The sequence below is a fragment of the Pseudomonas sp. HP_08 genome, from assembly GCF_055284095.1.
The window spans coordinates 70915-84760 of sequence record NZ_JBTOQC010000001.1; the positions used below are offsets into that span (position 1 = coordinate 70915).

A 13846-nucleotide genomic window follows, 5' to 3' on the forward strand; every position below is an offset into this window, starting at 1 on the left:
AATTTAATCCCTTAAAAATCAATAACATAACCATATCGTCCGATCTGGCACGAGTCATGCTCTACACTCATTGTCGACCGCTTCAGCACCAAGGCGCGTGTCTAGCAAAGGCGCTGCTGAAGCATTCGTTGAACCCGTGGACTGACGACAGATCGGCCACCCGAATAAAAAATGAAGTCGAGGATTCACCGATGCGTATCGTTCCCCAGTTGTTAGGCGCAGCCATCGCTGCCGCTCTGATCAGTACCCCGGTTTTCGCTGCCGAACTGACCGGCACACTGAAGAAAATCAAAGAGTCCGGCACCATCACTCTTGGTCACCGCGACGCGTCCATCCCGTTCTCGTACATTGCCGATGCTTCCGGCAAACCGGTTGGTTACTCCCACGACCTGCAACTGGCCGTCGTTGAAGCCATCAAGAAAGAACTCGATGTACCGAACCTGCAGGTCAAGTACAACCTGGTCACCTCCCAGACCCGTATTCCACTGGTGCAGAACGGTACTGTCGACCTTGAGTGCGGCTCGACCACCAACAACGCAGAACGCGGCCAGCAAGTCGACTTCTCGGTCGGCATCTTCGAAATCGGCACCCGTCTGCTGTCCAAGAAAGACTCCACCTACAAAGACTTTGCCGACCTGAAAGGCAAAAACGTAGTGACCACCGCCGGCACCACTTCCGAGCGCCTGCTCAAGTCCATGAATGCCGACAAGCAGATGGGCATGAACGTGATTTCTGCCAAGGACCACGGTGAGTCCTTCCAGATGCTTGAATCCGGCCGTGCCGTGGCGTTCATGATGGACGACGCGCTGCTGGCAGGCGAAATGGCCAAGGCCAAGAAGCCTGATGACTGGGCCGTAACCGGCACCGCACAGTCGTACGAAATCTACGGCTGCATGGTGCGCAAGGGCGACGAGGCCTTCAAGAAAGCCGTCGATGACGCCATTGTCGCGGTGTACAAGTCTGGCGAAATCAACACCATCTACAACAAGTGGTTCCAGTCGCCTATCCCGCCAAAAGGCCTGAACCTGCAATTCCCGATGAGCGACGAGCTGAAAAAGCTGATCGCAGAACCGACCGACAAACCGGCTGAAGCCAAAGCAGGCTGATCCGCCGTTGTCCGCCCGGAGCCGCCTGCGCGGCGCTCCGGGCTCGCTCAATCAACACGCAACAGAGGCTTTACGAAAAGTGGCCGTGTCACTTTTCGTAAAGCGCCTGGCGCAAGCGTGCATTTCGATCGACACCGAACAAGAGGGGGAGACCCTGATGAATTACAACTGGGACTGGGGCGTGTTCTTCAAGTCCACCGGCGTCGGCGACGAGACTTATCTGGACTGGTACATTTCCGGTCTGGGCTGGACCATCGCCATTGCTCTCGTTGCCTGGATCGTCGCACTGGCACTGGGTTCGGTGCTGGGCATCATGCGCACGGTGCCTAACCGTGTGGTCTCCGGCATCGCCACCGCCTACGTGGAAATCTTCCGTAACGTGCCGCTGCTGGTGCAGCTGTTCATGTGGTACTTCCTGGTCCCCGACCTGCTGCCCGAAGGCATGCAGGAGTGGTACAAGCAGGACCTGAACCCTACGACCTCGGCGTTCATCAGCGTCGTGGTGTGCCTGGGTCTGTTTACCGCCGCACGGGTGTGTGAACAGGTGCGTACCGGCATCGAAGCCTTGCCTCGCGGTCAGGAAGCTGCCGCACGGGCCATGGGTTTCAGCCTGCCGCAGATCTACTGGAACGTGCTGCTGCCGCAAGCCTACCGGATCATCATTCCGCCGCTGACCTCCGAATTTCTGAACGTGTTCAAGAACTCCTCGGTAGCGTCGCTGATCGGCCTGATGGAGCTGCTCGCGCAGACCAAGCAGACCGCCGAGTTTTCGGCCAACCTGTTCGAGGCTTTCACCCTGGCGACGCTGATCTACTTCACCCTGAACATGAGCCTGATGCTGCTCATGCGCCTGATCGAGAAGAAAGTCGCGGTGCCCGGCCTGATCTCCGTAGGGGGTAAATAATGGACTTCAGTGGAATCATTCCTGCCCTGCCCGGCCTGTGGAACGGCATGGTCATGACCTTGCAGTTGATGGTCATGGGTGTGGTCGGCGGTATTGCCCTGGGCACAGCGCTGGCCTTGATGCGCCTGTCGTCGAGCAAGCTGCTGGCCAATATTGCCGGTGCCTACGTCAACTACTTCCGCTCCATTCCGCTGCTGCTGGTGATTACCTGGTTCTACCTGGCGGTGCCGTTCGTGCTGCGCTGGATCACCGGCGAAGACACCCCGATCGGTGCGTTCACCTCCTGCGTCGTGGCCTTCATGATGTTCGAGGCGGCCTACTTCTGTGAAATCGTCCGCGCCGGTGTGCAGTCGATTTCCAAGGGCCAGATGGGTGCAGCCAAGGCACTGGGCATGACCTATGGGCAAATGATGCGCCTGATCATCCTGCCGCAGGCGTTTCGCAAGATGACCCCGCTGTTGCTGCAGCAGAGCATCATCCTGTTTCAGGACACCTCGCTGGTCTACACCGTGGGCCTGGTCGACTTCCTCAATGCCTCGCGCGCCAGCGGCGACATCATTGGCCGTGCCAATGAATTCCTGATTTTCGCCGGTCTTGTGTACTTCACGATCAGCTTCGCCGCCTCGCGCCTGGTGAAGCATCTGCAAAAAAGGTTCGCCGTATGATTTCCATCAAGAATGTTAACAAGTGGTATGGGGACTTCCAGGTACTGACCGATTGCACCACTGAGGTCAGCAAGGGCGAAGTGGTCGTGGTCTGCGGTCCGTCCGGCTCGGGCAAATCGACGCTGATCAAGTGCGTCAACGCGCTGGAACCGTTCCAGAAAGGCGACATCGTGGTCGACGGCACCTCGATTTCCGATCCCAAGACCAACCTGCCCAAGCTGCGCTCGCGCGTTGGCATGGTGTTCCAGCATTTCGAGCTGTTCCCGCACCTGTCGATCGTCGAGAACCTGACCATCGCGCAGATCAAGGTACTGGGCCGCAGCAAGGAAGAAGCCACGCAAAAAGGCCTGCAACTGCTGGAGCGCGTCGGCTTGTCGGCGCACGCCAACAAGCACCCTGGCCAGCTTTCCGGTGGCCAGCAGCAGCGTGTGGCGATTGCCCGCGCACTGGCCATGGACCCGATCGTCATGCTGTTCGACGAACCGACCTCGGCGCTGGACCCGGAAATGGTCAACGAAGTGCTCGACGTGATGGTGCAACTGGCCCACGAAGGCATGACCATGATGTGCGTGACCCACGAAATGGGCTTTGCCCGCAAGGTCGCCAACCGGGTGATCTTCATGGACAAGGGGCAGATCATCGAAGACTGCGCCAAAGAAGAGTTCTTCGGTGACGTGACGGCGCGCTCCGACCGCGCCCAGCAGTTCCTCGCCAAGATCCTGCAGCACTAAGTCGGCCGGCTGCCCGTGCCAGCGCACGGGCAGCTGTTCGCTCCGGAATAACTGTGATGAAATGCGACCCCACCCTGTCTCGCGCCGCACCGCCATCACTTGCCGTGAAACCCCGCCTGATCCGCCACCTGTTCCTGCCGCCGCTGCTGCTGATCCTGGTCATAGCACTGGGCTTTGGTGCCTATCGCGTCAGTGAACACTACGGCATCCGCGATTTGAGCGAGAGCGGCGCCCGCCAGCTCGAACTGCACGCGCGCACCGTCGAAAGCGAGATCAGCAAGTACACCTATCTGCCGAGCATCCTGGAACTGGAAGACAGTGTCGGGCAACTGCTCAACGACCCCAATCCCGAACTCCAGCAACAGGTCAACCGCTATCTGGAAGGCCTTAACCGGCGCAGCCAGAGCCGCGTGATTTATGTGCTGGACACCACCGGCCGCGTATTGGCCACCAGCAACTGGCGCGATGCCGACAGTTATCAAGGCGAAGACCTGTCGTTCCGCGCCTATTTTCAGGATGCCGTGCGCGGTACGCCGGGACGCTTTTACGGCATCGGCACCACAATTGGCGAGTCCGGCTATTATCTGGCTCACGGCCTGGAAGAAAAAGGCCGGATCATCGGCGTGGCGGTGGTCAAGGTGCGCCTGGACACCCTTGAAGAACGCTGGCAACGGGCGCGTCTTGAAGCATTCGTCAGCGACGAGAACGGCATCATCATTCTCTCCAGCGACCCGGCCCGGCGCCTGAAATCGGTGCGCCCGCTGACCCCGACCATCAAGGAGCGTCTGGCGCGCAGCCTGCAATATTACTGGTGGCCGCTCAACGAACTGGTGCCGCTGGAGCGCGAAAGCCTGACCGAAGGCGTCGAAGAGCTGACCTTCCCGGCCAACGCCAAAGTCGATCAGGAACACACTCAGGTCAGTTACCTGGCGCAGACCCGACAACTGAACGACACGCCGTGGCACCTGACCCTGCTGACCCCGCTTGAAGACCTGCGCCGCGAAGCCGCCAACCAGGGCATGTTGATGGCGGTGGCCTGCGCATTGGTGACCTTTCTGCTGATCGCCTGGAACGAACGGCGCAAGGTGATCTCGACCCGGCTGGCAGCCCGCGAGGCCTTGCAGGCGGCCAACGATGAACTGGAACGCAAGATCGCCGAGCGTACCGAACACCTGCGCGCCAGCAACGAACGGCTCAAGGCGCAGATTCGTGAGCGGCGGCAGGCCGAAGAAACCCTGCGCAAGGCCCAGGACGAACTGGTTCAGGCCGGCAAGCTGGCAGCCATCGGGCAGATGTCGACCAGCATCGCCCATGAGCTGAACCAGCCACTGGCGGCGCTGCGCACCCTGTCGGGCAACACCGTTCGGTTCATCGAACGCGGCTCGCTGGACATCGCCACCACTAACCTGCGCACCATCAACGACCTGATCGACCGCATGGGGCGCATCACCGCCAGCCTGCGCGCCTTTGCCCGACGTGGCGACGATCGCGGCCAGGCGCAGCTGGGCAAGGCGGTCGAGGCGGCGCTGCAATTGCTCGCCGGTCGCGTGGAAAGCAGCGCACTGACTTTGCACCACGAATACACCGACCGTTTGCTGGGCATCGATCAGACGCGCCTGGAACAGATTCTGGTCAATCTGATCGGCAATGCACTGGACGCCATGCAAGCCCAGCCGTTGCCCGAGCTCTGGCTGACCGGTGCGCAGGTCGAGGACCGCTATCAATTGCGGGTGCGCGACAATGGCCACGGCATCGACGACCAAGCACGCAAGCACCTGTTCGAACCGTTCTTCACCACCAAGCCAGGCGAACAAGGCCTGGGGCTTGGCCTGACCCTGTCGGCCAGCCTCGCCGCCGCCGCCGGTGGCAGCCTGAGCGCCGAGCAGCCCCTCGGCGCAGGCACGGTCTTCGTCCTTAGCCTGCCGCTGGTCGGCGCGCCCGCCCCCGGCACGGATGTGTCTACATGAGGCCACTGCCATGAGCATCAACCATGACCTGACCGTGCTGATCGTCGAAGACGACCCCCACGTATTGCTCGGCTGCCAACAGGCGCTGGCGCTGGAAGACATCGTCAGTGAAGGCGTGGGCAGCGCCGAGGAAGCGCTGACGCGGGTCGGCGAAAACTTCGCCGGTATCGTGATCAGTGATATCCGCCTGCCGGGCATCGACGGCCTGCAACTGCTCAGCCTGCTCAAGGCGCGCGACGCCAGCCTGCCGGTGGTGCTGATCACCGGCCACGGTGATATCTCGATGGCGGTCAATGCCATGCGCGACGGCGCCTACGACTTCATGGAAAAACCCTTCTCCCCCGAACGCCTGGTCGACGTCACGCGCCGCGCGCTGCAACAGCGCGGCCTGGCGCGTGAGGTGTGGGCGTTGCGCCGGCAACTGGCCGAGCGTGACAGCCTGGAAGGCAAGATCATCGGTCGTTCGCCAGCCATGCATAACCTGCGCGAACTGATCGCCAACGTTGCCGATACCTCGGCCAACGTGTTGATCGAAGGCGAAACCGGGACCGGCAAGGAACTGGTTGCCCGTTGCCTGCACGATTTCAGCCGACGCAGCAGCCACCCGTTCGTGGCACTCAACTGTGGTGGCCTGGCAGAAAGCCTGTTCGAGTCGGAAATCTTCGGTCACGAAGCCAATGCCTTTACCGGTGCCGGCAAGCGCCGTATCGGCAAGATCGAGCATGCACACAAGGGCACGCTGTTTCTCGATGAAGTCGAAAGCATGCCGATCCCGCTGCAGATCAAACTGCTGCGTGTGCTGCAGGAGCGCACGCTGGAACGCCTGGGCTCCAATCAACAGGTCGAAGTGGATTGCCGGGTGATTGCCGCGACCAAGTCCGATCTTGATGCCGCGAGCAAGGTCGGGCAGTTTCGCAGCGACCTGTACTACCGGCTCAATGTAGTGACCCTTGAACTGCCGCCACTGCGCGAGCGCCGCGAAGATATCCTGCAACTGTTCGAGCATTTTCTGCAGCTCTCGGCACTGCGTTTCGACCGCGAGCCACGCAGCATCGATCGCCAGACGCTGTCAGCGCTGAACAGCCATGACTGGCCGGGCAATGTCCGCGAACTGCGCAATGTCGCCGAGCGCTATGCCCTGGGTCTGCCGGCATTCAAAAACGTAAGCAGCGGCGTCGAAAACCCTGCCGTGAGCTTTGCTGAAGCCGTGGAAGCATTCGAAAAGAACCTGCTCAGCGAAGCGCTGCAACGCAGCGGCGGCAATCTCAGCCAGGCCAGCCAGGAACTGGGCATGGCCAAGACCACGCTGTTCGACAAGGTCAAGAAATACGGGTTGTGAATCCGTACCACAAGGCCTGATTACAACTGCGCCATCTGCCGCTGTTCGTCGTCATGATGCGCCCTCAGATAAGGCAGCACCGCCGCCAGCAATGGCGCCTTGAAGGCTTCCTGAAAACGGTGGGCAAACCCTGGAATCAGCTTGAGCTGGCTGCCACGAATGTGCGCCGCCAGGTGTACGCCGTGCATCACCGGCAATAACGGATCGGCCGTGCCGTGCACCACCAGGGTCGGCACGCGCAGGCGATTGAGCAGCTCGACACGACTGGGTTCGGCCAGGATCGCAGTGATCTGGCGCTTGACGCCTTCGGGGTTAAACGCCCGATCGTAGGCGATGGCCGCCTGTTGCAACAGCACTTGCCGATCGTCCTTGACCCGTGGGCTACCCAGTGCGGCCAACAGATCGGCCTGCTGCTCCAGCGCCATCGCCCGGTTCGGCGCGCCGCGGCGGGCGAGCAATTGCAGCAGGGCGGCATTGGGCATCGGCAGCCCTTCTGCGCCGGAGCTGCTCATCACCAACGTCAGGCTCTCGACCCGCTGCGGCGCCTGGTCCGCCAGATGCTGGGCAATCATGCCGCCCATGCTCGCGCCCAGTACGTGAAAACGGCGAATGTTCAAATGGTCCATAAGGCCCAGGGCATCGTCTGCCATGTCGCTGAGCGAGTAAGGCGCCGACACCGGCACCCCGAGCTTGAAGCGCAGCACCTCAAAAGTCAGATTGACCTCGGCCGCAGGCTTGACCCAGCTCGACAGGCCGACATCGCGATTGTCATAGCGAATCACCCGAAAGCCTTGCTGGCACAGGGCAGCCACGACCTCATCGGGCCAGTGAATCAACTGCCCGCCCAAGCCCATGACCAGCAGCAACGCAGGGTCCGATTCAGCGCCAATGCTTTGGTAGGCGATGCGCACATCCTTGAGTGCGGCCACCTGTACGGGTGTATCGACAGCACATTTTTCGGCAGCGAAAGACGGCAGGCCGCACAGCAGTGCAGCCAGAAAAAGAAAGACGCGCATTGCACAAACACCAAAAAAAAGATCCCCAGTTGGCGCGCAGTCTGATGATGTTTTGCCATTCGCGCTGCCACACTTTCGTGACGATTTGATGAACCAGGATCAGCGGTCAGAAGCAGCGGCAAGTGGTGAGCTGCAAGCGCCAAGATGAGTGGAGGGATCGACATCGGCCTGATCATGAGACAGACTCACCTTATTTTAATAAATCACAAATTCTGCTCATGGAGCGTCTGCCGTGCTGGAAATTCGTCATCTCAAGACTTTGCATGCCCTGCGCGAAGCCGACAGTCTGGTAGAGGCCGCCGAGCGTCTGCATCTGACCCAGTCGGCGCTGTCTCACCAGTTCAAGGAACTTGAAGAGCGTCTGGGTATGCCGCTGTTTGTGCGCAAGACCAAGCCGGTGCGTTTCACCAGCGCGGGGCTGCGCCTCTTGCAGCTGGCTGATTCGATGTTGCCGCAACTGCGCAGTGCCGAGCGTGACATGGCGCGCCTGGCAGGCGGCACCGCCGGACGTCTGCACATGGCGATCGAGTGCCACAGTTGTTTTCAGTGGCTGATGCCGACCATCGACCAGTTCCGCGATGCGTGGCCGGAGGTCGAGCTGGACTTGTCTTCGGGGTTTTCCTTCGCGCCGCTGCCAGCGCTGGCCCGTGGCGATCTGGATCTGGTGGTGACGTCAGACCCGCTGGACCTGCCGGGCATCACCTATGTGCCGCTGTTCACCTATGAAGCCATGCTGGCGGTGGCCAACCAGCACCCGCTGGCCAGCCGGCCGTACATCGTGCCGGAAGACCTGCTTACCGAAACGCTGATCACCTACCCGGTGGAGCGTGACCGCCTGGATGTGTTTACCCGCTTTCTGGAGCCGGCCGATGTCGAGCCGGCCCAGGTGCGTACCTCAGAGCTGACGGTGATGATGATGCAACTGGTGGCCAGCGGCCGCGGGGTCTGTGGCCTGCCGCACTGGGCGCTGCATGAATACAGCTCGCGCGGCTATGTGAAGGGCAAGCGCCTGGGCGAAAAGGGCCTGTTCGCCACCCTGCACGCGGCGATTCGCGCCGATATGCTCGACGTGCCCTACATGAGGGATTTTCTGCTCACCGCCAAAGACACCTCTTTCGCCACCCTGGACGGGGTCAGCGCGGTGCGTTAAGCGCTTTGCAGGGTTTGCCAGTAGGCCGGCAGAATCAGCTCGCCGGTCAGGGGCGCCAGTTCCAGCGCAGCGCTGGCCTGGGCATCGACCCACACCGCTTCTTCGATCTCGGCCGCCGGCTGCACCTGGCCGTCACAGGCCACGCGGAACAACTGGCAACGCACTTCAAACCCCGGCTCGTTGGCGGCCGGCGCCTTGAATTCACCGAGAAACAGCGCTTGCTCAGTGTCGATGCGCAGGCCCAGTTCTTCTTCGAGCTCCCGCGCCAAAGCTTGCACGGGCGGCTCACCGGCTTCGATCTTGCCACCCGGCTGCATGAACGCGCGGGTGCCGCGCTTGCGCACCAGCAAGGTCCTGCCGTCGGCGCCAACCAGCAGCGCGGCGGCGATGTCGATGATGTTCACAGGTTGACCTCTCTTTTCAGCAGACGGGCCTCTTCACCGCGCTCCAGCGCCAGTTCGATCAGGCGGTCGATCAGCCCGGCATAGGTCAGGCCATTGGCCTGCCAGAGCTTGGGGTACATGCTGATCGAGGTGAAACCGGGGATGGTGTTGATCTCGTTGATGACGATGTCACGCGCCTCGGTGACAAAGAAATCCACCCGCGACAGCCCGGCACACCCCAGCACGCGGTAGGCCTGCAAGGCCACTTCACGCACCTGCAAGGCCAGGTCCGGCGCCAGCTCGGCCGGGATCACGGTACGCGCCTGGCCATCGTTGAGGTACTTGGTGTCGTAGGCATAGAAGTCGTCGTTGGCAATCACCTCGCCACACACACTGGCTTGCGGCTGGCGGTTGCCCAGCACGGCGCATTCCACTTCACGCCCGACCATGCCCTGCTCGATCAAGACCTTGTGGTCGTATTCGAATGCCAGCGCCAGGGCAGCCTGCAAGCCGGCTTCATCGGTGACCTTGCTGACCCCGACCGAAGAGCCCTGGCTGGCCGGTTTGACGAACATCGGCACGCCCAGTTGCGCGGCCGCTTCATTGAAGGCCAGCGTCTGGCCGCGTTCGAGCACCACGAACGGCGCCACGGCAATACCGGCATCACGCAGCAAACGCTTGGTTACATCTTTATCCATGCAGGCGGCCGAACTCAGCACATCCGGGCCGACAAAAGGAATAGCCAGCAGGCGCAGCAAACCTTGCAGGGCGCCATCTTCGCCGAAAGCGCCATGAATCAGCGGAAAAACCACCTCGATACGCGGCAGGCTCCGGCCGGACTCGACCTCGATGAATTGCCCGCCGGTGCTGCCCGGCAACAAAGCCAGCTGAGTGCCTGAGTCGCTCAGGCTGATGTGCGCCGGGTCATTGGCATTGAGCAGATAATCGCTTTCATCGAAGCGCAGCCAGCGCCCCAGCTTGTCGACACCGATCAGGGTCAGGTCGTAGCTGGCACGGTCGATGGCATTGATGACATTGCGTGCCGACTGCAACGAAACTTCGTGCTCGCTGGATTGCCCGCCGAAGACGATGGCGACTGATTTTTTCAAAGCGCGGTACTCCTGTTTTTCAGGCCGCGAAGATAAAAGCAATACCGAGGGGAGTCCAGTGGGCCGGCTGTCGCAGCAGGCAAATGCGGAAAAAAAGATGCCGAGTGGTCATGTGTACGACGATAAATGACCGCCCGGCGGTGTCATGTAGATCATTGTGCGGCGCTTGTGTCCTTGAGCGCAGCCGAACCAAAACCGGCAAAACGCTTGTTGAAGCCCGCGATGCGGCCTTCGGTAGTGGTCTTGCGCTGCTGCCCGGTGTAGATAGGGTGCGAGGCGCTGGACACATCAAGTGCCACATAAGGGTAAGTCTGGCCGTCGCTGTGCGCATGGGTACGCGAGGTGTCGACGGTCGAACCGATCAGGAAGAACACATCGGCTGCCGTGTCGTGAAACAGGACGGTGCGGTAAGCAGGGTGAATATCAGGTCTCATGATAGCTCCGATTCGGGGGTTGATGATTACGTTATACAGTAACATATAGCATCATCCTGCGATTATCAACCGGCTAGCCGGTGCCATGGCGTCGCTTGATCAGGCCGGCACTTGCCGCTAAGGTTTCGCCCGCCTCCAGCAGATCGTGGCCCGGCCATACGGCTGCGCTCACTCGAGTGCCATCGGGTCGCCGCGCACGACATCACCTCTATCAGCAGGATTTTTCATGTCCGAGACCCTTGTCACCTATGACCTCCCCCCGCACGCCTATGCCCGCCTGATCGAGGCTCGCGACTCGTTGCGCTTGCTCGACAGCTACGTCAACAAGACCGATGTGCTGTGCAACCCGTCGATGCTGGTCGGCTATGTGGCCATGCTGCAAAGTGCGCTGCAGGAAGTGATCGCCGCCAGCACCCCGACCGAGCCGCGTGACGGTTTCATGCGCAAGGCCGACGAGCTGGGATTTGTCGCCCTCAACCCCAAAGAACATGAACTGATCGAGCATTTGCGCTGGACCAGCCCGCAAGGACGCGAAGATGTCTACAGCATGGTCGAGCGCATCCGGCAGATAAAACCCTGGGTGATGGAGAGCTGAGTTCAGCACCGTGTTGTTTATGGCCCATAAGCGCGGGCCAGACCGCTGCACCGAGACATTCTGTAATAGGGCATTTTTTGCATTTGCCGTAGAATCCGGCGACCCTGCCTCGCCCCGGCGACTCTGACTGACGGTAGGCAACCAAGGCCATCATGCGCCTGTCTCTAATTCATCGACATTTTTCAAGAGCCCACCGTTATGACTAACGGACGCGATTATCGAATCGACTTCTTTCGAGGCCTGGCGCTGATCTTCATCTTCTGGGATCACGTACCGGACAACCCCCTCGCGCAATCGACCGTGCGTAATTTCGGTTTCAGCGACGCTGCGGAAATTTTCGTATTTCTCGCCGGTTACGCCTCCATCCTGGCCTACGGACGCATCTCCCGACGCGACGGCTGGCTGGTGGCGAGCGTACGCATCCTCAGGCGCACCTGGGTGCTGTATGTCGTCCACATCTTTTTGCTGACCCTGTTGATGGGCATCGTGTTCGTGGCCAACAACTATGTCGAAACCCGCGACATGGTCCAGCAAATGGGCCTTGAACACTTTGTCGGCAATCCGCAGCAGGCGCTGGCCGATGAACTGCTGTTGCGCTTCAAGCCCAACCTTACCGACCCGTTGCCCCTGTATATCCTGCTGTTGCTGGCATTGCCGCTGATCCTGCCGTTGATGCTGCGCAAGGTCGAACTGGCCGTGGCCCTGTCGTTCGCGCTGTACATGATGGTGCCGCTGTACGGCTGGAACCTGCGCTCGTACGAAGGCGGCGGCGTCTGGTACTTCAACCCGGTGGCCTGGCAACTGGTGTTCGTGTTGGGCGGCGCCTTTGCCCTGTACAACGAACGCCCGCGCACCGCAGACAACCGTCCCCTGACTCAGCAACCCTTGTTCGCGCTGGCCGCGATCTATGTGCTGATTGCCGGTGCCCTGACCTTCAGCGAAAAATGGCCGCACATCCACACCGCGCTGGTCGCCAGCCTGCATCTGGAACACCTCTACCCGATCAGCAAGACCGACCTGGCGCCGGTACGCCTGCTGCACTTCGTGGCGCTGGTCTATGTCACCGCCAAACTGCTGCCCACTCATGCCAACTGGCTCGACAACTGGCCCGCCCGCCAGACCTGCCTGATGGGCCGCTACTCGCTGGAAGTCTTCTGCCTGGGCGTACTCCTCGCCCCGCTGGCCGATGCCGCCAATGCCCTGGCCGGTGATACCTGGCCCATGCAGGTGACCACCGCCATTGCAGGCCTGGGCCTGATGATGCTGATGGCCAACGGGCTGGAGCTGAACAAGCGGCTGGGCGCCAGTAAAGTGCCTGTCGAGAGTGGCAAGTTGAGAACGGCTTCGCAGTAAGCGGCGCCTTCAGACGTTCTGCAACGTGATCAGGCCAAGGTTTTCCAGACCTGGCCTGATCACTTTTCTGCCTCAGGATGAGCCGTTCAAATACTCAATGCGCTCATCCACCTCCCCCGGCACCGCTCCCGACAAATAATCACGCAGCACTCGCATCTGCTTCCCCTTGGGGCTGCTCTTCAACCACACCAGATAATAGCCATCTCCCGTCGCCACTGCCTGTTTGAACGGCAGGCGCAGTTGCCCGCTGCGCAGTTCGGCGTTGGCCAGCAGCAGGTCGGCCACCGACACGCCCAGCCCTTGCACGGCGGCGCTGATGCCTTGGTCGAGGGTGTCGAACAACTGACCGCGTTGCAGATTGATTCGCTGACCGGCGCCAGCGCGCTCAAGCCAGCGGCGCCAGTCGCGGCGGTCGGCGGAGGGATGCAGCAGCTCGACGTCATTGAGCCGCGACAGCGCAGGCTCGTCGGGCAGGTAATCCGGGTGACAGACCGGGATCAGCCACTCATCGAAGAGCTTGCAGCTGTCGATGTCAGCGCCGAAATGACCGGGGCCGAGCAGGATGGCGCAGTCATAGGGCTCGGTATAAAGGTCCACCGTGTCGATATCCATCCACACGCTGGAAAGCTGCACGTTGCAGTGATTGCCGGCCTGGCGAAAACGGTCGAGGGCCTTGAGCAGCCAGCGCATGGTCAGGGTCGAAGGCGCCTTCAGCCGCACGTTATGGCGATCGACCTTGAGCAGTGCGCAGGCATTTTCGATGATCTTGAAACCGGTCTTGAGTTCATCGGCCAGCAACCGGCCCTGATCGGTCAGGCTCAACCTGGGACCATGACGTTCGAACAGCGCGCAATCGAACAGCGACTCCAGATTCTTGATGTGGTGGCTGACTGCACTCTGGGTGACCGACAGTTCCTGCGCGGCCTTGCTGAACGAGCCAAGACGCGCCGCCACTTCAAAGGCACGCAGTGAATACAGCGCCGGGATCCGTTCAGTCATGCCCTGTCCGATGATGAGTAAAGCTAATAGTAGGGCAGAACTTAACCCGTTTTACAACGCAGCGGTGCAACGCAAGAATCAGCGTCCTCAGCTTC

General features: G+C 60.9%; 14 protein-coding genes. 9 read left to right on the plus strand and 5 right to left on the minus strand.

What is annotated here, in order from left to right; all coding sequences use genetic code 11:
• Positions 1-191 precede the first annotated feature (191 nt).
• The 6 genes from ACYAS9_RS00360 (at position 192) to aauR (ending at position 6712) form a co-directional block, all read left to right on the plus strand.
• Entirely contained in the window at positions 192-1106 is a 915-nt protein-coding gene (locus tag ACYAS9_RS00360; protein ID WP_463566357.1) for a glutamate/aspartate ABC transporter substrate-binding protein, read from the plus strand.
• A 157-nt stretch (positions 1107-1263) separates the two neighbouring features.
• On the plus strand, positions 1264-2010 hold the full coding sequence (locus ACYAS9_RS00365; RefSeq protein ID WP_463566358.1) for an amino acid ABC transporter permease: 747 nt from the start codon (positions 1264-1266) through the stop codon (positions 2008-2010).
• Complete coding sequence (locus ACYAS9_RS00370; RefSeq protein ID WP_463566817.1) at positions 2007-2675, plus strand: amino acid ABC transporter permease; 669 nt, start codon at positions 2007-2009, stop codon at positions 2673-2675. Before ACYAS9_RS00365 ends, ACYAS9_RS00370 begins: the two co-directional genes overlap by 4 nt.
• Entirely contained in the window at positions 2672-3406 is a 735-nt protein-coding gene (locus ACYAS9_RS00375; protein WP_459749472.1) for an amino acid ABC transporter ATP-binding protein, read from the plus strand. Before ACYAS9_RS00370 ends, ACYAS9_RS00375 begins: the two co-directional genes overlap by 4 nt.
• Before the next feature lie 56 nt (positions 3407-3462).
• The gene (gene aauS / locus ACYAS9_RS00380) at positions 3463-5373 is read left to right on the plus strand and encodes a two-component sensor histidine kinase AauS (RefSeq protein ID WP_463566359.1); all 1911 of its coding nucleotides are present in this window, start codon (positions 3463-3465) and stop codon (positions 5371-5373) included.
• Positions 5374-5383: 10 nt separating this feature from the next.
• On the plus strand, positions 5384-6712 hold the full coding sequence (aauR, locus tag ACYAS9_RS00385) for a two-component response regulator AauR (RefSeq protein ID WP_463566360.1): 1329 nt from the start codon (positions 5384-5386) through the stop codon (positions 6710-6712).
• Between the two features lie 20 nt (positions 6713-6732).
• On the opposite strand, the gene ACYAS9_RS00390 is transcribed toward aauR, so the two are convergent.
• A complete protein-coding gene (locus tag ACYAS9_RS00390) occupies positions 6733-7728 on the minus strand; it encodes an alpha/beta fold hydrolase (protein WP_463566361.1) in 996 nt (331 codons plus the stop codon).
• 232 nt (positions 7729-7960) lie between these two features.
• Here ACYAS9_RS00390 and metR point away from each other — a divergent pair, with 232 nt between their 5' ends.
• Positions 7961-8878, plus strand: coding sequence for a transcriptional regulator MetR (metR, locus tag ACYAS9_RS00395; protein WP_463566362.1), 918 nt, complete (start codon positions 7961-7963; stop codon positions 8876-8878).
• Here metR and ACYAS9_RS00400 read toward each other — a convergent pair.
• The 3 genes from ACYAS9_RS00400 to ACYAS9_RS00410 all read right to left on the minus strand — a co-directional run bounded on the left by ACYAS9_RS00400 (position 8875) and on the right by ACYAS9_RS00410 (position 10804).
• The gene (locus ACYAS9_RS00400; protein ID WP_463566363.1) at positions 8875-9282 is read right to left on the minus strand and encodes an NUDIX hydrolase; all 408 of its coding nucleotides are present in this window, start codon (positions 9280-9282) and stop codon (positions 8875-8877) included. The genes metR and ACYAS9_RS00400 overlap by 4 nt on opposite strands.
• Positions 9279-10370 (minus strand): D-alanine--D-alanine ligase, encoded by a 1092-nt coding sequence (ddlA, locus tag ACYAS9_RS00405; protein ID WP_463566364.1) that lies wholly within the window; start codon positions 10368-10370, stop codon positions 9279-9281. The genes ACYAS9_RS00400 and ddlA overlap by 4 nt, the downstream gene beginning before the upstream one ends.
• Positions 10371-10522: 152 nt before the next feature.
• Positions 10523-10804, minus strand: a complete 282-nt coding sequence (locus ACYAS9_RS00410) for a type B 50S ribosomal protein L31 (RefSeq protein ID WP_463566365.1) — start codon at positions 10802-10804, stop codon at positions 10523-10525.
• A gap of 226 nt (positions 10805-11030) precedes the next feature.
• On the opposite strand from ACYAS9_RS00410, the gene ACYAS9_RS00415 reads away from it, so the two are divergent.
• Together ACYAS9_RS00415 and ACYAS9_RS00420 are read left to right on the plus strand one after the other, a co-directional pair.
• Positions 11031-11399, plus strand: coding sequence for a hypothetical protein (locus ACYAS9_RS00415; protein ID WP_463566366.1), 369 nt, complete (start codon positions 11031-11033; stop codon positions 11397-11399).
• Positions 11400-11597: 198 nt separating this feature from the next.
• A complete protein-coding gene (locus ACYAS9_RS00420) occupies positions 11598-12752 on the plus strand; it encodes an OpgC domain-containing protein (protein ID WP_463566367.1) in 1155 nt (384 codons plus the stop codon).
• Between the two features lie 72 nt (positions 12753-12824).
• Here the strand turns inward: ACYAS9_RS00420 and ACYAS9_RS00425 are convergent, their stop codons facing one another.
• The gene (locus tag ACYAS9_RS00425; protein ID WP_463566368.1) at positions 12825-13751 is read right to left on the minus strand and encodes a LysR substrate-binding domain-containing protein; all 927 of its coding nucleotides are present in this window, start codon (positions 13749-13751) and stop codon (positions 12825-12827) included.
• Between the last annotated feature and the right edge of the window lie 95 nt (positions 13752-13846).

Bases quoted from the DNA above. Each gene is read 5' to 3' on its own strand.
- ACYAS9_RS00360 (WP_463566357.1), top strand. From the start codon at position 192: ATGCGTATCGTTCCCCAGTTGTTAGGCGCAGCCATCGCTGCCGCTCTG.
- ACYAS9_RS00365 (WP_463566358.1), top strand. From the start codon at position 1,264: ATGAATTACAACTGGGACTGGGGCGTGTTCTTCAAGTCCACCGGCGTC.
- ACYAS9_RS00375 (WP_459749472.1), top strand. From the start codon at position 2,672: ATGATTTCCATCAAGAATGTTAACAAGTGGTATGGGGACTTCCAGGTA.
- aauS (WP_463566359.1), top strand. From the start codon at position 3,463: ATGAAATGCGACCCCACCCTGTCTCGCGCCGCACCGCCATCACTTGCC.
- aauR (WP_463566360.1), top strand. From the start codon at position 5,384: ATGAGCATCAACCATGACCTGACCGTGCTGATCGTCGAAGACGACCCC.
- ACYAS9_RS00390 (WP_463566361.1), bottom strand. From the start codon at position 7,728: ATGCGCGTCTTTCTTTTTCTGGCTGCACTGCTGTGCGGCCTGCCGTCT.
- ACYAS9_RS00410 (WP_463566365.1), bottom strand. From the start codon at position 10,804: ATGAGACCTGATATTCACCCTGCTTACCGCACCGTCCTGTTTCACGAC.
- ACYAS9_RS00415 (WP_463566366.1), top strand. From the start codon at position 11,031: ATGTCCGAGACCCTTGTCACCTATGACCTCCCCCCGCACGCCTATGCC.
- ACYAS9_RS00420 (WP_463566367.1), top strand. From the start codon at position 11,598: ATGACTAACGGACGCGATTATCGAATCGACTTCTTTCGAGGCCTGGCG.
- ACYAS9_RS00425 (WP_463566368.1), bottom strand. From the start codon at position 13,751: ATGACTGAACGGATCCCGGCGCTGTATTCACTGCGTGCCTTTGAAGTG.